Source organism: Stenotrophomonas beteli, from assembly GCF_001431665.1.
Taxonomy (GTDB): Bacteria; Pseudomonadota; Gammaproteobacteria; order Xanthomonadales; family Xanthomonadaceae; genus Stenotrophomonas; species Stenotrophomonas beteli.
Map to the genome: position 1 here is coordinate 25,154 of NZ_LLXV01000031.1, position 19,676 is coordinate 44,829.

A 19,676-nucleotide genomic window follows, 5' to 3' on the forward strand; every position below is an offset into this window, starting at 1 on the left:
CGCTAAAGTGCGCGGCTGATTTCTATGGTGTAGGGAACGCTGTCATACCGCTTCTCATCAACAGTGAAGTAGATCGAGTAGCCACGAGAAGAGCCATCAACCCGGTTCGTGGTGCATGTAGCAATGCCACTGCTGCAGTGAACCTCAAAGGTCATGTTGCTCGCGGCCGGGATGTCGCCAATCTTCATGTCAGCGTTGAACCGTCCGCTGCCGATGACGACCTCGCCGTTGAACATTCGTTTGGGTCTGATGGCCTGTCCGGTGCCGGGTAAGGCAAGATCCGCGGTGGGATTTTTGTGGAAAGCAAAAGCAACGCTGCTGACTTGATCCTTCCTTGGTAGATCGGTATAGACAAATATGCCTAGGTCGTCCCAGATCATCATGTCAGCAGATTTCGGGTCGGCGTATCTGTAATTCGTTCCAAGCGCGGAAATCCACTCTGCAGTGGTGGCACCAATTCTTGCATTCTTGCCGTTGATGGAGAACGAGCCCTTGTCAAACTCCACTCTTGGCTGCCGGATTGTGCCGGAATCATGTGGCGCAGCATCGCAGCCTGAAATCAGGAAGAGGAGAATGGTTGAGAGTATATGTCTCTTGATCATTTGGTCTTGACCTGATTCTTCTCGCCAAAGAGGTCTTCATAGAAGCGAGTGATGTAGTCCCAGCTGTCTGAACCATAGCGACCCACGCGACGGATGTTCTCCAGTGCGTGCTTTCCATGTTCCTCGTGCAGGTGCTCAAGTTCGGTGGCGGACGAGGCGCGCCGTATCGCCGCAGCGTGCCCTTTGGCCCAAGCGGCAACAGTCGCATCCTGCCAGTTCGTATCATTGGGGTGGACTAGATAGGACTGTGCGATCTTGACCGGATCACGTGATGCATCGCCCCGCCATCGCCCTGCCATTGCTTGCCCAACCTGGAGGACGGCCTGTCGCGCCAGCTGAGCAGCCAATGTATGCAGCGGATGGACGTCGTGGTCCTTTGCCAGCTGGGAATGGCTGGGGTCGGTTGACCCACTTTTGTTTGGGTCGGAATCGAACATCGTCTGCGCGTCGTCCACACTGTTGCCTACGAGCAGCAGGAGTTGTTGATAGACGAAGTTGTAGCAGTTGAGCACCGCGCGCATTGGCGCGCTGGCGATCCAGCCAGCCCGTTCCAGATACTCATGTCCAGGGATTCGTGCAATGCGGTCTCGAAGTTTGAGGAAATCCTGGAACGCTTTGTAGTAACGCTGATCGCTGTGCTCGGAAAGAAGGATCAGCATGATCTTCTCGCCGTCGGAACGGTCGCCAGGCTTGCTCGCCTTGAACTCCCAGCTTTCTACGCCGAAGAGCTTGTGAGCAATGGGTTCGGCCAGGCTTGCGATGACGTCGGTCGAGCCAAACATCCCAGTCACCACAGGGTATCGATGAGTGCAATTGGCAGTCGATGTCCAAGGCAGCACGGTGCTGTGTCCGAGCTTTCTCAAGCTGAGTTCGCAGAAATTGGAGTGTGCGAAGTAGTCCTCAAGAACATGCAGGGCAGAGCCAAAATGGCGCATGCCATCGGGTGTCTTGCCCATCGAGATTGCCGTGTTCAGTTCGGAAGACATGAAGTCTCTGGAGCGCATGATGTAGCGCTTCATCGAGGTTTTCGGGTCTATCTGAAGAAGAGCACTTCCGGGCGTGACCCAAGGCTCGAAGTCTTTGTCGATGGTTTTCGGGTCTGCTGGCTCGGGTTTGATGTTTTTTGGGTTGTCGATATGCTCGCTTGGCTTGTATACCCCGAGGCGGGCCGGTGTTACGCCAAACTCAGCGCGGTTCTGGTATCGAAGGTCGTGGAACTCACTGCCTGCCAGGACATCGACAATCTGGGTGAGTGCAGCTCGGGAAAGGTACTTCCCGAGGTCCTTCGGGAGGCCCGGAGGACGCACGATCTTGGGGTCGAGGAGCTGGGAATAGTCCCTGAGCCAGTTGCCAAAATAGATTGCTTGGCGCTCAATTGGCGAGAATCGGGCGTCCTGAAGCACCGCCTCAATCGACCGATGCCCGAACGATTCGTTCGGCCGCTTGTCATGGTTCTGTCCATCACCCGCGCTGAACCCCTCGTAGCGTCCATCCTCGCTCTTGTTGGTCTCCTGTGCGACCGGCCCCTGTTGCTTCAGTGCCGCCTGCACCTCGGCATAGTTCACCTTCAACGCACCGTTGTACTCGGGAGAGGTGTACTGCGCGTATTCGGTTTCGTGCGTACCTTCCAGGTCGAAGAACGCCAGGCGGTAGGCGAGTGCCGTGCCTTCTTCCTTGCCGCTATCTGCAGCGAGGGTCGGCTTGCCGTTCGCGTCCTTCTCGGCCAGATCGTTGCGCAGCACGTTGTCGACGTGGTGCCCGAATTCGTGCAGCAACACGGCCAGCAGCTCGCGTGACGCTTCGATGGTTGTCGCTGCGCGGTCAGCGGCCATGCTGTTCACGCGGATGATGCGCTTGTTGTTGTCGTAGTCGGCCGGGTAGGGCGCACCGGCCATCACCTTGTGTTCGGGCGCCTGCAGGCTGCCATCCTTCAGTGCGTCCTGCAGCTTCATGTAGGTCCGCGCCGGGACATCGAAGCCGAAGGTCGGCGCCATCATCATGACGAACTCGACCGGTGTCGACTGCGCGGCAATGCTGCGCAGCTGGTCGTAGGCGAAGGTGCTCTCGAAGGTGCGGCCCGGATCGGGCTTGATCGTGAAGGCGGGCAATGGTGGCAGGCTGGCGGGTGTGCTGCTGCCCCCCATGAACGGATGCTCCCCCGCCTTCACCTTGAACTCGCCCGGGCAGCTGAAGGTGATGTTGCCGCCCTCCAGGGTGATCGCGCTGCTGCCGGCCTGCAGCACCACCTTGGTCTGCGCCAGCACATCGATGCGGTCATCGGTGGCGGTGATGGTCAACGCCTGGTCGCTCAGCAGCTCCAGTTCGCCATCGTGGGCCTGCAGGCTGACCGGGCCCTGCGCGGCGATCACCCGCAGCGGACCGCTCTGCGCGAACAGCGAGACATGCTCGCCGGACACCGTGGCGATGGTCTCGCCGGCGCTGATGTGCAGATCCTGCTGCACCGTCATCTGCAGGTTCTGCCCGGCGTAGGCCACCGCGCTGGCTGGCGTGGTCCAGGCCACGTGGTGCGGTGCTTCGGCCAGCAGCAGCGGCTTGGCCAGACGCTCCACCGGCTGGTCGCCCGGGCTGCGGCCATCGCTGCCGGGCTTCATCGCGCTCTGCCCGTTCACTTCGCCGGTGTAGCGCCCCTGCGCCTGCGGGTCGATCTGCTCGCGCAACTGCTTGGTGCGCTCGAATTCGGCCAAGCCCGGCACCTGCTGCTGGGCCAGGGTCTGCTGCATCTGTTCCAGGCTGCGCTCGGCGCCCTTCAGCTGGGCCACCACGCTGGCGTTGTCCATCACCGTGGAGGCGGCCCGCTCCTGCGCGCTGGCCGACAGCAGCAGGCCTTCGGCCGCATGCACGTTGCCCCAGCCCTGCGTGGCCAGTTCGAAGCCTTCGCCACGCAGCGCGCCGCGGGCGGTGTCCTGGTGCGCGATCAGGTAGCCCAGCTCCAGCCGGCTGTCGGCCAGTGAGCTGTGCAGGCGCGTGCGCAGCTGCCCGGGCGTGTCGTCGATCACCCATTGCTGGGTGCCGCTACCGTCATGGGCCTGGGTGTGCAGGCCGCTGAGCACGCCGGGGTGGCGCGCGTTTTCGTCGATGCCGCCGCCGAAGGGCGGGGCGACCTCGCCGTTGTACAGCTGGCCGGTGATGCGTGGCTGGTCGATATCGCCGTGCAGGAACTCCACCAGCACCTCGCTGCCCACCCGTGGCAGGAACGCGGTGCCCCAGTTGGGGCCGGCCACCCATTCGGCCACCGGCACCCAGCTGCCGCTGGTGTGGTCGCCGGGCGCATGGCCGGGCTGGGCGCTGCCGGTGTCGGTCAGGCCGCCCGGGTTGGGCTGGCTGCCGCGCTGCCAGCCGAACTGGATGCGCACCTGGTGTTCGCGGTTGGGCGTCACCGCGGTGTCGGCGATGCCGACCACGCGGGCGGTCTGCGGGCCATGCAGGGTCGGCCGGTCCTGCGGCAGGGCGCGCAGCGGCACGCCGGCGCCGGTGGCCAGGAAACTGTTGCGGTAGGCGCCGCGCTCCAGCGCCGGGCTGCCCAGCAGCTCGGCGATACCCTGGTCAAGGTTGTTCAGCGCCACGTGCTGCACCGCCAGCAGCTGGAAGGCCTGGCCTTCGTGCTGCGGGTGCTGGGCCAGGGTGAAGGTGCTGCCAGCGGCCAGCTGGCGCTCGCTGCCGCTGCCGCTGTAGAGCACCTGGCCGACGCGCAGCGCGTCCAGCCGTGCCTGTGCTTCGGCGTCGGCCCAGCCGGCCTGGGCGAATCGACCGGCGCGCGGCTGCACGTAGACTTCCAGTGCGGGCAGGGTGCCGGCATCGGCGCTGGAGTGCGCGGCCACGGCACCAACCTGCTCGCTGTGCCAGCTGGCCACGGTGCTGGCGTTGGGCACCAGCTGCTGGCGCTCGGCGAAGGCGGTGATGCCGTCGCTGGCCTCGGCCATGTCGGCGCGATGGAAACGCACGCGGCCCACATCGGGCAGCTCGGCGCCGGGCTCGAACACCACCAGCGTGTGCGCGGCCTCATCGCCCTGCGCCTGCTCGATGCGCCAGGCCAGGCCGGCCTCGGCCAGCAGGCGGGTGACGAAGGCCCAGTCGGTCTCGCGGTACTGGGTGGTGATCGCGCGCGCCGGCAGTTCGGCCTGCACGTCGAAGCGGAACACCGCCTGCGGGTAGTCGGCGAAGATCTGTTCGCAGATCGCGCGGGTATCCAGGTCCTGGAAGATCACCGCGTTGCGGCGCAGGCGCAGCAGCGCGGTCCACGGTTCGAGGATCAGGCGGTAGCGGGCCAGGCCGCCGTCGCTGCCCAGCTGCGCCGCTTCGGTGCACAGCCCGTGCCACTGGCGCAGCGCGCCGTCGGCCTGGCGCAGCTGCAGGGTCAGCGGCTGCTCCAGCCACGGCTCCAGGTCCAGGAACGCGTCGGTGGACAGGCAGTCGATCTGCAGGCGGTTGTCGCCGCAGACCGATTCGGTGCCTTCGAAGCGTTCGACGACCAGGCCTTCCTCAGGCCCCTTCAGCTGGATCAGGCGTTCGCGGTGGGACAGCGAAGCGAGGGATGCGAGCAGTGAGGAGCTTGGGATGTCCATATCATCAGGCTCATGGCAGGGTGATCGTAATGTGGGCGGTGCGCTCGGGCATCTGCACCACGTCGTTGTAGGCGGCCAGCTGCTGGCGGGTTTCGTGGCCCAGGTAGGTGCGCATGCCGAAGAAGGCGACGATGCCGAAGCAGCCCACCACCACGGCCGGCAGCCACAACGGGACCACGCGGCGCAGGCTGTGGCGGACGTTGTCCGGTGGCAGTGCGTGCGGTGCGAAACCGTGGCGCTTGCCCTTCAGGTAGACGATTTCATCGCCGAGACGCGCGGTCAGGTAGCCCAGCTTCTCGGTGCCTTCCAGGCGGTACTTGCCTTCGAAGCCCATCAGCAGGCAATAGTGGTAGACCTCCAGCGACGGCAGGCGCGCGGCGCCCTGGCGCCGGAGTTCTTCCAGGCGATCGAAGAAGTGTTCGCCGGCCAGGTGCTCGCCGAACAGGCGCAGCTGCAGCGGATTGCGCTCCCAGGTCTCATGCAGCGGCGACGGCTGCGACAGGATCGCCTCGTCCACGGCGGCGCAGAAGGCATACTTGGCGGCGTAGACATCCTCCGATGCCACGCCCATGCGCATCGCGTTGCGCTCCACGCCATCGAGGAACTTCTGCACGGTCTGCACGAAGCTCTCGGCATCGTGCGGCAGCTGGCCGCGCTTGAGCAGCAGCAGCAGGTAGAAGCCGTCGGACATCAGGTCCTGCAGGCTCTGCGGATTGGCCGCCTGCGGCGTGGGGTTCACCATCGCGCCATTGGCGGTCAGCGACGGCATCGGGCCCGGGGTCGGGGGCAGGGGAGAGTTCATCATGAGGTCACCGCCACAAGTTCCATCTTCAGCTCGGCAATGCCGGCCGGCACGTAGATCATCACCGACTGCGCCTTGAGCATGCGCTCATACAGCGCGCCGCGCGCGTCCAGTTCGAAGTAATGGCTGCCCGGGCGCACCGGGATCGCCGCCGGCACCTGCGCGGCATGCACCAGCTTCACGCCGGGCAGCGCCGACAGCACGCACTTCTCCACGTCGTCCGGCGCGCCGACCTTGAAGCGGACCGGTACGCTCTGGATCAGTTCCTGTGCCGGCAGCGAGGCCGACACCGACAGGTAGAACGACGCATTGCCATCGATCCGCTGCGAATCGAGGCGGCCCAGGTGGTAGGACGGCTTGATCTCGTTCAGCGCGATCTTGAAATAGCGCGTGGAGATCACCGTATCGAGCAGGGCGCGCACGATCTCCAGCAGCTTGCGGAACGAGGCCTCGGGCTGGTCGTGGCGATACACCGGCAGGTCGCCCAGCTGGTAGGCGTTGGAGAACGTCAGCAGCGCGCCGGCCATGCGCAGCAGCTCCTGGTGCAGGCGCTCCGGATGCAGCTGCGGATGGTGCAGCAGGTGCGCCAGTGCACTGAACGAGCTGTTGATGGTGTGCAGCAGCCAGAACGAAGCAATGTCGCCGGAGCGGAATTCGATGATGTTCTGCGAGGTCTGCCGGTGCAGGCCATACAGCGCGTCCACCTTGGCCTGCAGCGCGTCGAGCACGGCACGCAGTTCGCGGTGCAGGAAGGGCGATGCCTGCAGCTGCGCACACGGCGGGATGAACTCATCGTCCAGTTCGAAGCCACCGCTGGAAGTGCGGCGTACGCGCGCCACCGGCACGGTGGCATAGGCATCGCGCGGCTGGTCGTCGGTGAGCAGCTTCACTGCCTTGCTGAGGAAGGCCAGCTCGGCTTCCACCGCATCGGTGAACAGGTCCTGCGTGTCGCGGTTGGCCTGGCGGTAGCGGGCCAGTGCGGTGCCTTCGGCGTCAGCGCAGTTGGCACCATCGTCGCGCAGCAGCGGCAGCGCCAGGTAGACCACGGTGGACTGCACGCCGGGTGGCAGATCCTGCAGCGAGACCGCGTCGGGCAGGCTGTCGTGGGCCGGCGCATCGTAGGTCTCGCCATCGGGGAACAAGGCCGACAGGTCGAGTGGGCGCAGGGTGCCGCCCGACAGTGCATGAGGATCGAAGCGAACCCGCCGAGCGCCCCAGGCATACGGATGCAGCGTCTGCGAAAGATCCTGCAACCGTGCTTCGTGATAGGCGTCCTGGCGCTGGAAATGCTGGGGGCGCAGGAACAATCCCTCACCCCAGAGAACCTTCGACATCCTGCTTACATAAGCCACGTTCAATCCTTGGAAATAGCTCGAGAAAATCGCCCCTGCCGGCTGGTCCCGCCGTCTCGCGTTTCGCTGCGGCGAGAACCCCTGTCCAGCAATGTGAAAGTGTGAATTGAATCGCACATTCAGCGCGCGGAGGCAGACGTTGCGCTGGAGATACTATCGCATCGGCGAAATCGAGTGCCAGAATTCCGGCACGGGGTTACTTCGCTCCTGCACAACGGATGGAGGCAAGGCTTCCCGGATCGCCGGAAATGCGCGTCAACAGGGCCTTGCTGTCACTGGTCAGCGCGCAGGCATGCACGCCGATGGTGACACCGTCCTGGGGGAGGGTCTTGCCCTTGGTATCGAAGGCCAGCCGCCAGCGATTCTCGGCCGGGGCGCGGAACAGGGCGACCACGCCGAGCACTGCACTTCCTTCACTCAGTTGCTCGGACAATTCCTGCCGGGCACCGGGGGTGAGTACCACTTCGTTGACCGACAACAGGTCCGCACCGAGCGCAGCCTGCTCGCCGGCCTGGTCCAGGAAGGCATTGAAGGGGGCCTGCTCGAAGCGTTGCAGGCTGCGAAGGTGGTAGATCTTGACCACCGCCGCGGTGGCCCGCTTGTCATTGCCGGCGTTGAGGTTGCTGCCGGCATACAGGCGCAGCGGAACCGTCGGTGGTGCCTCGGGCTTCTCCTCGCGGATGCCGACCGCCTGCAGGGTCTTGTCCATCGCTTTACCCAGCTTGCTGTCGCTGGCGCATCCGGCCAGTGAGCTGGTGATGATCAGGGAGAAAATCGTGACGGATATCACGCGGTGGAATGGGAAAAGTTGCGCATTCATGTGCAGTCGGCGGGCTCGGAGTGCGGGGGTGAAAGGTGCGCGTATAACGGTGTCTGCTCGCGGATATCACATTGGGATGTGAAGGGTGTGTCTATCAAATTCGCCATATTCTTGACGAAATTCACTATACCGACGCGTATTCGCGAATGTACACTGCCGCCGACAGGGGCAGGAATCCCGTACGTTGTATCGGCGGAGATTCGGCTCCCTTTAGGAACTAATTTCGACGAGGGATCACTATGGAAGTGAAGGCAATGGGGAAGGCTGTGTACCGGCCGATGTTCGCGCTGATGATGTTGTCGGGCCTGGCGGCCTGCTCATCGGCACCGAAGAAGGCCGAGGTCGTGCCGTTCGAAACCACGCTGAGCAATGCGGAGGCGCAGGTCACCGCCGGCGGCGCCGATGCCGCGATCAGTGCGTTCGAGCTGGCCGCCAAGGCCGACCCGACGCGCAAGGAGCCGTGGGTGCGCATCGCACAGCTGCAGTTCGACCAGGGCCAGTACGCCCGTGCGATCGTTGCCGCGGAAGAAGTGCTCCAGCGCGATCCCAACGATCTGGTGGCCGATGGTGTGATCACCGTCGCCGGCTTCCGTGTCGCCAACCAGTCGCTGACCCGCCTGCAGGGCCGTGGCGCACTGGCGTCGGACACCGCACGCAAGGAAGCGCAGACCCTGGCCACCACCCTGCGCAACACCATGGGTGACGCCATTCTCGATCCGACGCCCAAGCCCAAGCCGCGCGCCCGTACCCGCGCCGGTCGTGCCGTCGCTCCGGCCGCCGCCGCCCAGCCCGCCGCGACGCAGCCGGCCAAGCCTGCCGCCCGCTCGAACACCTCCGATCCGTTCCAGAACATCGGCAACTGATCCGGAACCGGCCCCAGTCAGGAGACACTCATGGCCAAGAAGGAAAGCATCCAGAAGCGGCTGCAGAAGATCCGCCCGCCGCGCGTCCAGCTCACCTACGACGTTGAGAAGGGCGACGCGATCGAGCAGAAGGAACTGCCGTTCGTGGTCGGCGTGATGGGCGATTTCAGTGGCAACCCGGAGCAGCCGCTGCCGAAGGTCAAGGATCGCAAGTTCGTCAACGTCGATCTGGACAACTTCGATGAGGTGATGGAAGGCATTGCGCCGCGCGCGGTGTACCGCGTGCCGAACAAGATCAGTGACGACGGCGGCGAATTCGGCGTCGAGCTGAAGTTCAACTCCATCGAGGACTTCCGCCCGGAGGCGGTGGTGCAGCAGATCGAGCCGCTGCGTCGCCTGCTCGAGTCGCGCACCAAGCTGGCCGACCTGCGCAACAAGCTGGCCGGCAACGAAAAGCTGGAAGACCTGCTGACCGATGTGCTCAACAACACCGAGCAGCTGAAGAAGCTCGGCGTGACCAAGGAGGACTGACCGATGTCAGCCGATGCCAGCCAACTGGCCACCCAGGCCGCCGTTGCCGAAGAGGTGGGCCTGCTCGACCAGATCGTCGAGAAGAGCAAGGTCGCCAAGTCGCAGACCGAACATGACCGCGCCAAGGACATCATCGCCGCGCTGGCGAAGGAAGTCCTGGACGGCACCGTGGTGGTCTCCGACAACCTCAACCTCACCCTGGATGCCCGCATCGCCGAGATCGACCGGATCATCTCCGAGCAGCTCAGCGCGGTCATGCACGCCGAAGCGTTCCAGAAGCTGGAAGGCAGCTGGCGCGGGTTGCACTACCTGTGCCAGCAGACTTCCACCGGCCCGAACATGAAGATCAAGGTCTTCAATTCGCCGCAGAAGGACCTGGTGAAGGATTTCAAGTCGGCCATCGACTTCGACCAGAGCGCGCTGTTCAAGAAGGTCTACGAGGAAGAGTTCGGCACCTTCGGTGGTGCGCCGTTCGGTGCGTTGATCGGTGACTACTTCCTGGGCCGCCAGCCGGAGGACATGTACTTCATCGAGCAGATGTCGCACGTGGCCGCCGCGGCGCACGCGCCGTTCATCTCCGCTGCCAGCGAAGGCATGTTCGGCCTGGAGACCTTCACCGACCTGGGCAAGCCGCGCGACCTGGCCAAGGTGTTCGACACCGTCGAATATGCCAAGTGGAAGTCCTTCCGCGAGAGCGAGGACAGCCGCTACGTGGGCCTGACCATGCCGCGCTTCCTCGGGCGCCTGCCGTACAACCCGAAAGACGGCACCACCGTCGAGGGCTTCAACTTCGTCGAAGAGATCGAAGCGGCCGACCACAGCAAGTTCCTGTGGTGCAACACCGCCTACGCCATGGGTGCGCGCCTGACCCAGGCGTTCGAGAGCTTCGGCTGGTGTGCCGCCATCCGTGGCGTGGAAGGCGGTGGCCTGGTCGAGGATCTGCCCACCCACACCTTCCGTACCGACGATGGTGAGGTGGCGCTGAAATGCCCGACCGAGGTGGCGATCACCGACCGTCGTGAAAAGGAACTCAGTGACCTCGGCTTCATGCCGCTGGTGCACTGCAAGAACACCGACTACGCCGCGTTCTTCGGCGCACAGTCGGCACAGAAGCCGAAGAAGTACAACACCGATTCGGCCAATGCCAACGCGATCCTGTCTGCGCAGCTGCAGTACATCTTCGCGGTCTCGCGCATCGCCCATTACCTCAAGGCGATGATGCGCGAGAAAATCGGCAGCTTCGCTTCGGCGGGCAACGTCGAGGAATTCCTGAACCGTTGGATCGCCCAGTACGTGCTGCTGGACGACAACGCGTCGCAGGAAGCCAAGGCGCAGTTCCCGTTGCGCGAAGCATCTGTGCAGGTTTCGGAGGTGCCGGGCAAGCCTGGCGTCTACCGCGCGGTGGCCTTCATCAGGCCGCATTTCCAGCTCGATGAGCTGTCTGTTTCGTTGCGTCTGGTCGCCGAACTGCCGGCGTCCGCGAAAAAGTCGTAACGGTTTGCTGTAACTGAAGCGTCCAGGGGAGTCCGCTCCCCGGATTGCAGTGACGCTTATTTCAAGAGGGCGTAGCCCCCCTTAACCGCCAGGCCCGCGCCTGGCACATCAAATCTCACGGAAGAACGGAATTTAGGAGACCAGATATGCAGCACGCTTTCCTCTCGATTGACACCATCAAGGGCGAGTCGCACGACGACAAGCACAAGGACTGGATCGAAATCCAGTCGTTCTCGCAGGACCTGTTGCAGCCGCGTTCGGCCACCGCGTCGACCTCCGGCGGCACCACCGCTGCCCGCGTGAACCTGTCCCCGATCGAAATCACCAAGTCGATCGACCTCGCCTCCACGGCCCTGAACCAGGCCGCCTCCAACGGCACCACCTTCCCCAAGGCGCAGATCCAGTTCATGCGCGCCGACAAGGACGGCAACGCGATCAATTACTACACGGTCGAGCTGCTGAACGTGCTGGTCCACCGCGTCACCACGACGGTGGACAAGGAAGGCATGCCGCAGGAAGTTGTTCAGCTGAGCTTCGGCGCCATCAAGTGGACTTACCAGCAGCAGAAGCCGGAAGGCGGCGTTGGTGGCAAGACCGTGGCGCAGTGGAGCGCAACCAAGAACATCCCGAACTACACCGTGTGATGTTGTGTCGCTGCGATGGCGCCTAGTGCGCCATCGCAGTCTGATCGCCGGGTGGGGCCAGGATCGGCCTCGCCTTTGCTGCACCGTTGCCGCCCGCACGGATGCCGAACCTGAGTGGATTATCCTGATGAAGGGACTCGAACCCAGCCTGCTGGAAAAACTGTTCGACGACGCCCCCAAGCAACCGGGCGCCGGGCCGGTCTTCAAGTCCGTCTCGCTTGAGCAGTACAAGGAGTCCATTGCCCGCGACCTGGAAGGGCTGCTGAATTCGCGCGCCGCATTCCAGGAAGGCGACATGAAGGAATTTCCCAACTGCCGGCAATCGCTGCTGACCTACGGGCTGGCCGATTTCTCCGCGATGAGCCTGGCCAACGCCTACGACCGGGCGGCCATCTGCCGTTCGCTGGAGCAGGCCGTGGCGCGCCACGAGCGCCGCCTGCGCAACGTCAACGTGCATCTTGATGCCGGCAACCAGTTCGCCGGCGGCCTGCATTTCACCATCCACGCACTGCTCGACCTGGAGCCGGCGCGCGAGCCCGTCAGTTTCGATGCGATGCTGCAGCCGTCGACCCTGCAGTACCAGGTCACCCGCGCACGCCGCACGCAGGCTGCCTGATGCAGGACCTGCTGCCCTATTACGAACGTGAACTGGCCTATCTCCGTCGCTACGGACGCGAGTTCGCCGAGCGCTACCCGAAGATCGCCGGGCGCCTGCAACTGTCTGCCGAAGGCAGCCAGGACCCGCATGTCGAGCGCCTGATCGAGGCATTCGCGCTGCTCAGTGCGCGTGTGTCCAAGCGCATCGAGGATGACTATCCCGAGTTCACCGACGCGCTGCTGGACGTGCTGTATCCGCACTACCTGCGTCCGTTTCCGTCCTGCTCGATCGCCCATTTCGACATGGAAGGCGTGGCCTCCAAGCTGAGCGCGCCGGTGCGCGTGCCGCGCGGCACCGCGCTGCAGAGTCGCCCGGTACGGGGTGTCCCCTGCGATTTCCGCACCGCCTACGACGTGGTGCTGGCGCCGGTCGGCGTGCAGCAGGTGGTGTATCGCAGCGTGGCTGATGCGCCGATGGCCACCACGCTGCCCGCCGGCAGCGGCGGCCAGATCTCGATGGGCTTCCAGCTGCTGTCCGACCAGCTCGGCTTCCACCAGCTGGGCACCGATCGTCTGCGGTTGTTCCTCGACGGTGAGCCGTCGGTGCGCGCCGCGCTGCGCGATGCGCTGATGCTGGGGGTCAAGGCGGCCTATGTGGAGTCCGATGGCGACGGCCGTTGGCGCCGCTTGGACAGCGTGCCGCTGAGCCCGGTCGGCTTTGCCGACGATGAAGCCCTGATCGACTTCCCGGCGCGCTCGCATCCGGCCTACCGGCTGCTGACCGAACTGTTCGCGTATCCGGAAAAGTTCGGTTTCGTCGACCTGCATCTGCCGGCCCTGACCGCCAGTGCCAGCCGCCGCTTCACCCTGCATCTGGTGCTGCAGGCACAGGGCCAGGATCGTGACAACACGATGGTGCTGGAAGAGCTGGGGCCGCACAATCTGCGCCTGGGCTGTACCCCCATCGTCAACCTGTTCCAGACCAGCGGCGAGCCGATCCGGGTCACCCATCGCACGGTGAACTATCCGGTGCTGGCAGACGCGCGCCGCGCCTTCGCCTACGAGGTGCATTCGATCGATTCGGTGCACCGCATCCGGCAGACACCGCAGGGCGAACTGATCCAGGCCTTCCGTCCGTTCTATTCGCTGCATCATGGCGAGGATCCCGAGCGCACCGGCCAGTACTGGGTAGCGCGCCGCGATGAGGACATCGCCCGGCAGAGTCCGGGCTTCGAGACCGAGATCAGCTTCGTCGACCTCTCGTTCAACCCGGTGCTGCCGCAGACCGACACGGTCAGCCTGGAGCTGACCTGCAGCAACCGCGACCTGCCCAACCAGCTCGCCTTCGGCGTCGCCGGTGGCGACCTCAACATCGAAGGTGGCAGCCCGGCCAGGGCGATCAGCCTGCTGCGCAAGCCGAGCAAGCCGCTGCGGTTCCGTCATGGTCGCAACGCGCAATGGCGCCTGATCTCGCACCTGTCGTTGAACCAGCTGTCACTGACCGCCAGTGGCCTGCCGGCGTTGAAGGAGATGCTGCGCCTATACGACCTGTCCGGTAGCACCGTATCGGCGCGGCAGATCGACGGCATCCTTGAACTGCAGCAGACCCCGGTGACGACCTGGATGCATGGCCGTCAGTTCGCCTCGGTGGTGCGTGGCCTGGAAATCCGCCTGACTCTCAATGAAGCCCATTTCGTGGGCACCGGTGTGGCCGCGTTCGCCCAGGTGATGGACCACTTCTTTGCACTGTATGTGCATGCCAACAGCTTTACCCGACTGGTGCTGGTGTCCGGCGACAGCGGAGAGGAGATCGTCCGATGCCCAGCGCGCAGCGGCGAATCGATCCTGGCGTAGCCCAGCAGCTGCTCACCGAACCGCACCGCTTCCAGTTCTTCCAGGCGGTGCGGTTGCTGGAGCAGGTGTTCCAACGGCAGGGCGTCAAGCCTGGGCAGGCGGTGCCGATGCGGGTGCGCTTCCGCAACTCGTTGTCGCTGGGTTTCCCTGCCACCGAATTGTCGGCCGACGGCGAGGTCTATTCCCTCAAGGGCGAACGCCTGGAGGGGCGCGAAGCCATCGAGCAGGCCCTGCATGGCGAGGAGCTGGCCGAAGTCCACCTGACCCCGCAGTTCATGGGCCTGCTGGGCACTGCCGGCGCGCTGCCGCTGCATTACACCGAGACCCTGCAGTTGCGCGAGTTGTACCAGCGCGACCGCACCGCCCGCGCGTTCCTGGATATCTTCTCCACCCGCGCGGTATCGCTGCACTACGCCGCCTGGAAGAAGCATCGCCTGGCCTTGCAGTACGAGCTGGATCGCCGCGAGCGCTTCCTGCCGCTGGTGCTGTCGCTGCTCGGCATGGGCATGAGCGAGCTGCGTGACCGCCTGCACGAAGGCGAGGGCGAGATCTTCGACCAGGCCGTGGCCTACTACGCGGGTGCGGTGCGGCAGCGCCCGGTATCGGCGATGCTGATGCAGCGGGTGCTGTCGGACTACTTCCAGGTGCCGCTGCACCTGGAGCAGTTCGTCGGCGCCTGGTACCGCGTGCCGGCGGGGCAGGCCACCCGCCTGGGCCAGGCCAACGCCGTGCTGGGCGCCAGTGCGCTGGCCGGTGACCGGGTCTGGCAGCGCGACCTGCGCCTGCGCCTGCGCATCGGTCCGCTGCGCCGCGATCAGTTCGATGCATTCCTGCCCGGTGGCAGTGCCGCCGAGGCGCTCAGCAAATGGCTGTCGCTGCTGACCGGCGGCATCCTGGAATATGAAGTACGGCTGGTGCTGCGCGCCGAGGATGTGCAGGGCAGCGCACTCGGCGGTGGCGGTGGCGTCCGCCTTGGCTGGGACAGCTACCTCTGTACGCAGGCGCAGACCACTTCCCGTGAGGACACCACCTATGGCATCCACACGTTGCAATGACACAGCGCCGGTAGCGTCCGTGCCGCCGGCCCCCGAACGGTTCCAGCAAGGAGTGCGCGTTTCCGCATGAGCATCAACCTCAAGACCCTGATCAGCAAACTGGACGACACCTGCCGGCTGGCCGCCGAACGGGCAGCGAACCTGTGCATGGCGCGCGGCAACTACGAGGTGGACCTGGAGCACCTGTTCCTGGCCCTGCTTGAACAGCCGCAGAGCGATTTCGTGCTGATCGCGCGGCGCAGCGGCATCCTGCCCGAATCGCTGGAACGCGACCTCAACGACGAGATCAGCCAGTTCAAGACCGGCAACAGCCGCACCCCGGTGTTCTCCCAGCACATTCCCAAGCTGTTCGAGCACGCCTGGCTGATCGCCTCGCTGGATTCGGAAACCACCCGCATCCGCAGTGGCCACCTGCTGCTGGCGCTGCTGACCGAACCGGACCTTTCGCAGCTAGCCTACCGCGGTTCGAAGCTGTTCGTGCGCTTCAAGCGCGATGAGCTCAAGCACGATTTCGCCAAGCTCACCGAAGGCTCGCAGGAAGCGGTGCAGACCGTGCGCTTTGCCGACGCCTCGGCGCCGGGCGAGGGCGGCCAGGGCGAGGAGATGGTGCCGGGTGAAGCCAAGGGCGGCCTGTCGAAGACGCCGGCACTGGACCAGTTCACCACCAACCTGACCCAGCGGGCGCGCGACAGCAAGATCGACCCGGTGATCGGTCGTGACGGCGAGATCCGCCAGGTGATCGACATCCTGATGCGTCGCCGCCAGAACAACCCGATCCTGACCGGCGAGGCCGGCGTCGGCAAGACCGCGGTGGTCGAGGGCCTGGCCCGTCGCATCGCCGACAAGGATGTGCCGGACGTGCTGCAGGGCGTGGAGCTTCACACCCTGGACATGGGCCTGCTGCAGGCCGGTGCCAGCGTCAAGGGCGAGTTCGAGAACCGCCTGAAGAACGTGATCGACGAGGTCAAGAAGAGCCCGCATCCGATCATCCTGTTCATCGACGAAGCGCACACCATGATCGGCGCCGGCGGCACCGCCGGCCAGAACGATGCGGCCAACCTGCTCAAGCCGGCGCTGGCGCGGGGTGAACTGCGCACGATCGCCGCCACCACCTGGGGCGAGTACAAGAAGTACTTCGAGAAGGACGCCGCACTGGCCCGCCGCTTCCAGGTGGTGAAGGTCGAGGAACCGAGCGAGGCACTGGCCGCGGCGATGTTGCGCGGCATGGTCGGGCTGATGGAATCGCACTTCAACATCCGCGTGCTGGACGAGGCGGTGACCGAAGCCGTGCGCCTGTCGCACCGCTACATCAGCGGCCGCCAGCTGCCGGACAAGGCTGTCAGCGTGCTTGACACCGCTTGCGCCAAAGTTGCGCTGGGCCAGAGCGCCACGCCGGCCATCATCGAAGACACCCGCAAGCACCTGGACCGCCTGCAGGCGGAGATCGCTGCACTGCAGCGCGAGACCGCCGGTGGCAGCGATCATCATGCTGAACGCCTGGCCGAGCTGCATGCGCAGCAGGCCGAAGCGCAGGCGGTGCTGGCCAGCAATGAGGAGCGCCTGGGCCGCGAGCGCGAACTGGCCAGCCAGATCGCCGCACTGCGCCAGCAGCTGGAGCAGGGCGGCGGCGGGACCGGCGAGTCCGACGCAGCCGCCGACGACGCGGATGGCGATGTGGCCGTGGCCAAGCCGGCCACCAAGCGTGGCAAGGCCAAGCCGGAACTGTCGCCGCAGCATGCCGAACTGGCGCGTCTGCAGGCCGAACTGCGCGATCTGCAGGGCGAGACCCCGATGGTGCCATTGCAGGTCGATGGCACCGTGGTCGCCGAAATCGTCTCGGCCTGGACCGGCGTGCCGTTGGGCCGCATGGTCAAGGACGAGATCCGCACCGTGCGTACCCTGGGCACGCTGCTGGTCGAACGCGTGATCGGCCAGGACCATGCCCTGGATGCGATCGCCCAGCGCGTGCGCACCGCGACCGCCAAGCTGGAAGACCCGAACAAGCCCCGCGGCGTGTTCATGTTCGTCGGCCCGTCCGGTGTCGGCAAGACCGAGACCGCGCTGGCCCTGGCCGACATCCTGTATGGCGGCGAGCGCAAGCTGGTCACCATCAACATGAGCGAGTACCAGGAAGCGCACAGCGTGTCCGGCCTGAAGGGCTCGCCGCCGGGCTATGTGGGCTACGGCGAAGGCGGCGTGCTGACCGAGGCGGTGCGCCGCAACCCGTACAGCGTGGTGCTGCTGGACGAGGTCGAGAAGGCCCATCCGGACGTGCTGGAGATGTTCTTCCAGGTGTTCGACAAGGGCATGATGGATGACGCCGAAGGTCGCGAGATCGACTTCCGCAACACGCTCATCATCCTCACCTCCAATATCGGCTCCTCGCAGATCATGCAGGCCTGCCTGAACAAGCCGGCCGAAGAGATTCCCGATGCCGAGGCGCTGTCCGAAGCGCTGCGTCCGGTACTGATGCGCACCTTCAAGCCGGCCTTCCTCGGCCGCCTGAAGGTAGTGCCGTACTACCCGATCAACGATGACGTGCTGGCGCAGATCATCACGCTCAAGCTCGGCCGCATCCGCGACCGCGTCATCGCCAATCACAAGGCCACCTTCAGCTGGGACGACAGCCTGGTGGAGGCCGTGCTTGCACGTTGCACCGAAGTGGACTCGGGTGCGCGCAACGTTGACCACATCCTCAATGGAACCCTGCTGCCGGAAATCGCCGAGAGCGTGCTGGCGGCAATGGCCGAAGGGAATCGGATCAACGCCATCAAGGTCACCGCCGGCAAGAAGGGTGACTTCAAATACAAAGTGTCATGACACTGAGCAGAAGGAGAACGCTGATGGAATTCTATGGATTTGACCGCGAAGCGGCCCTCAACCACTGTGACAGCCTGGAGCTGGGCCTGGGCCGCGAACTGGACCGCGTGCGTGCCTGGAACCGGCTGCGCCCGGAGCATGTGATTGAACTGCTGGACACCGCCGTACCGGCGGCCCGCCAGGATGCCCGTAACATCGCCGCGCAGATCAGCCGCGGTTCCTGGCGCATCCACATGGATGCCCCGGTGGTTGGCAAGCCGCAGCTGGTGAGCAACGTGCGCGAGCTGCAGATCACCGCCGGTGGCCGCGACTACCGCCTGAAGATCAGCGAGGGCGTGCGCCTGCAGCTGGAAGAGATCGTCCAGGCCGCCTGATGGCCGTGCGTGCCTGCGCCCCGGTCGGGACGCTGGCCGCGCGGAAGCCGAAGCGGAGGCAACCGATGCGCACGTCGCATGCAGACCACCTTGAAGTAGGGGACGTCGGGAAAACACCATGGACCTGGTAAACAACCTGCGGGCGGCTTTGGCCGGCCCCTCGCACGCACAGCGTTTCCTGCGGCTGCACACGTCGCTGGGAAGCGACGTGCTGGTCGCCGAAACCCTCGATGGCGTCGAGCAGATCGACGGCCTCGGCTTCCAGTGGACGATCACCGCCTTGTCGCTGGACGCCGGCCTGGCGCTGGCACCGCTGATCGGGCAGGGCGCGCTGTTGCAGCTGCAACAGGCCGATGGCAGCGTGCGCCCGCTGCATGGCCGCATCACGGCCGCCGAGCGGCTGGGCAGCAACGGCGGCCTGGCCCGCTACCGGCTGCGCCTGCAACCCTGGCTGGCGTTCCTCTCGCAGCGCGTGGACAGCTACGTCTTCCACGACAAGACCGTGGTCGAGATCGTCGAAGACCTGTTTGCCGACTACAGCGGGCTGGCGCCGGCCTGGCGCTGGTCGCTGGGTGACGCCAGCCAGTACGCACGGCGCAGCCTGACCACGCAGTACCAGGAAAGCGACCTGGCCTTCGTCCAGCGCCTGCTGGCCGAAGAGGGCATCTATTACTGGTTCGAGCATGCCGGCGAGCCCGGCGGTGCGGACTTCGGCACGCACACCCTGGTGCTGGCCGACCACAGCCATGACACGGCCGAGTTGGGCAGCGTGCGCTTCCATCGCCGCGACGAGAGCGAGCGCAGCGACAGCGTGCAGCAGTGGTCCACCGCGCACCGCTGGCGGCCGGGCAAGGTCGAGCGTGCGACCTGGGATTACCGCACGCTGGAACGCCGCCAGGCCAGCGCCGAGGCGGGGCAGGGCAACGACCTGGGCATCGTCGATCGCGACACCTGCGGCCCGTATGGCTGGCAGGACAACGCCCGCGGCCAGCGGCGCGCGCAGCAGCATCTGGATGCGCTGCGCGTGCGCGCGCACACGATCGAAGGCGCTGGCCAATGGCGGGCGCTGGCGCCGGGCGCGCGCTTCAACCTGTCGCAGCATCCGCAGGTGGGCGAGGATGCGCAGTTCCTGTGCCTGTCGGTGCACCACCAGGCACGCAACAACCTCGATGCCGAGGTGTTCGACGCGCTGGAACAGACCCTGGGCCCCTCCAGCGTGGCCGCCCCTGCGCTGCCGGGCGCACTGTCCGGGCTGGCCTACGGCGATGTACCGGGTGAGGTCTCC

Annotated in this window: 15 protein-coding genes; 10 read left to right on the forward strand and 5 right to left on the reverse strand. The window is 65.3% G+C overall.

The annotated features are described in order from the left end of the window. Window positions 1-2 precede the first annotated feature (2 nt). The 5 genes from ARC23_RS07935 to tssJ form a co-directional block, all read right to left on the reverse strand. A complete protein-coding gene (locus tag ARC23_RS07935) occupies window positions 3-602 on the reverse strand; it encodes a DUF7738 domain-containing protein (protein ID WP_152985231.1) in 600 nt (199 codons plus the stop codon). After that, window positions 599-5,185: a type VI secretion system tip protein TssI/VgrG gene (gene tssI, locus ARC23_RS20400; RefSeq protein ID WP_080393051.1), complete on the reverse strand. Its 4,587-nt coding sequence runs from the start codon at window positions 5,183-5,185 to the stop codon at window positions 599-601. Before tssI ends, ARC23_RS07935 begins: the two co-directional genes overlap by 4 nt. Window positions 5,186-5,195: 10 nt before the next feature. Next, a complete protein-coding gene (gene icmH / locus ARC23_RS07945; protein ID WP_057496756.1) occupies window positions 5,196-5,987 on the reverse strand; it encodes a type IVB secretion system protein IcmH/DotU in 792 nt (263 codons plus the stop codon). Beyond that, window positions 5,987-7,321, reverse strand: coding sequence for a type VI secretion system baseplate subunit TssK (tssK, locus tag ARC23_RS07950; protein ID WP_057496757.1), 1,335 nt, complete (start codon window positions 7,319-7,321; stop codon window positions 5,987-5,989). Before tssK ends, icmH begins: the two co-directional genes overlap by 1 nt. A 214-nt stretch (window positions 7,322-7,535) precedes the next feature. After that, window positions 7,536-8,159: a type VI secretion system lipoprotein TssJ gene (gene tssJ, locus ARC23_RS07955; protein ID WP_238985214.1), complete on the reverse strand. Its 624-nt coding sequence runs from the start codon at window positions 8,157-8,159 to the stop codon at window positions 7,536-7,538. A gap of 239 nt (window positions 8,160-8,398) precedes the next feature. On the opposite strand from tssJ, the gene ARC23_RS07960 reads away from it, so the two are divergent. The 10 genes from ARC23_RS07960 to ARC23_RS08005 form a co-directional block, all read left to right on the forward strand. Then, window positions 8,399-9,022: a tetratricopeptide repeat protein gene (locus tag ARC23_RS07960; protein WP_107230865.1), complete on the forward strand. Its 624-nt coding sequence runs from the start codon at window positions 8,399-8,401 to the stop codon at window positions 9,020-9,022. Between the two features lie 30 nt (window positions 9,023-9,052). Beyond that, window positions 9,053-9,553, forward strand: a complete 501-nt coding sequence (gene tssB, locus ARC23_RS07965) for a type VI secretion system contractile sheath small subunit (protein ID WP_057496759.1) — start codon at window positions 9,053-9,055, stop codon at window positions 9,551-9,553. Between the two features lie 3 nt (window positions 9,554-9,556). Beyond that, on the forward strand, window positions 9,557-11,047 hold the full coding sequence (gene tssC / locus ARC23_RS07970) for a type VI secretion system contractile sheath large subunit (RefSeq protein ID WP_057496760.1): 1,491 nt from the start codon (window positions 9,557-9,559) through the stop codon (window positions 11,045-11,047). A 146-nt stretch (window positions 11,048-11,193) separates the two neighbouring features. Further along, complete coding sequence (locus ARC23_RS07975; RefSeq protein ID WP_006465355.1) at window positions 11,194-11,691, forward strand: Hcp family type VI secretion system effector; 498 nt, start codon at window positions 11,194-11,196, stop codon at window positions 11,689-11,691. Between the two features lie 127 nt (window positions 11,692-11,818). Next, window positions 11,819-12,307 (forward strand): type VI secretion system baseplate subunit TssE, encoded by a 489-nt coding sequence (gene tssE / locus ARC23_RS07980; RefSeq protein ID WP_057496761.1) that lies wholly within the window; start codon window positions 11,819-11,821, stop codon window positions 12,305-12,307. Next, entirely contained in the window at window positions 12,307-14,142 is a 1,836-nt protein-coding gene (gene tssF, locus ARC23_RS07985; RefSeq protein ID WP_057496762.1) for a type VI secretion system baseplate subunit TssF, read from the forward strand. The genes tssE and tssF overlap by 1 nt, the downstream gene beginning before the upstream one ends. Beyond that, the gene (gene tssG, locus ARC23_RS07990) at window positions 14,106-15,197 is read left to right on the forward strand and encodes a type VI secretion system baseplate subunit TssG (RefSeq protein WP_057496763.1); all 1,092 of its coding nucleotides are present in this window, start codon (window positions 14,106-14,108) and stop codon (window positions 15,195-15,197) included. Before tssF ends, tssG begins: the two co-directional genes overlap by 37 nt. A gap of 66 nt (window positions 15,198-15,263) precedes the next feature. Beyond that, window positions 15,264-18,017, forward strand: a complete 2,754-nt coding sequence (gene tssH, locus ARC23_RS07995; protein WP_057496764.1) for a type VI secretion system ATPase TssH — start codon at window positions 15,264-15,266, stop codon at window positions 18,015-18,017. Window positions 18,018-18,040: 23 nt separating this feature from the next. Continuing rightward, a complete protein-coding gene (locus ARC23_RS08000; RefSeq protein WP_008268344.1) occupies window positions 18,041-18,391 on the forward strand; it encodes a hypothetical protein in 351 nt (116 codons plus the stop codon). A 118-nt stretch (window positions 18,392-18,509) separates the two neighbouring features. Next, on the forward strand, window positions 18,510-19,676 hold a 1,167-nt coding region (locus ARC23_RS08005; RefSeq protein WP_152985232.1), incomplete at its 3' end, for a type VI secretion system Vgr family protein.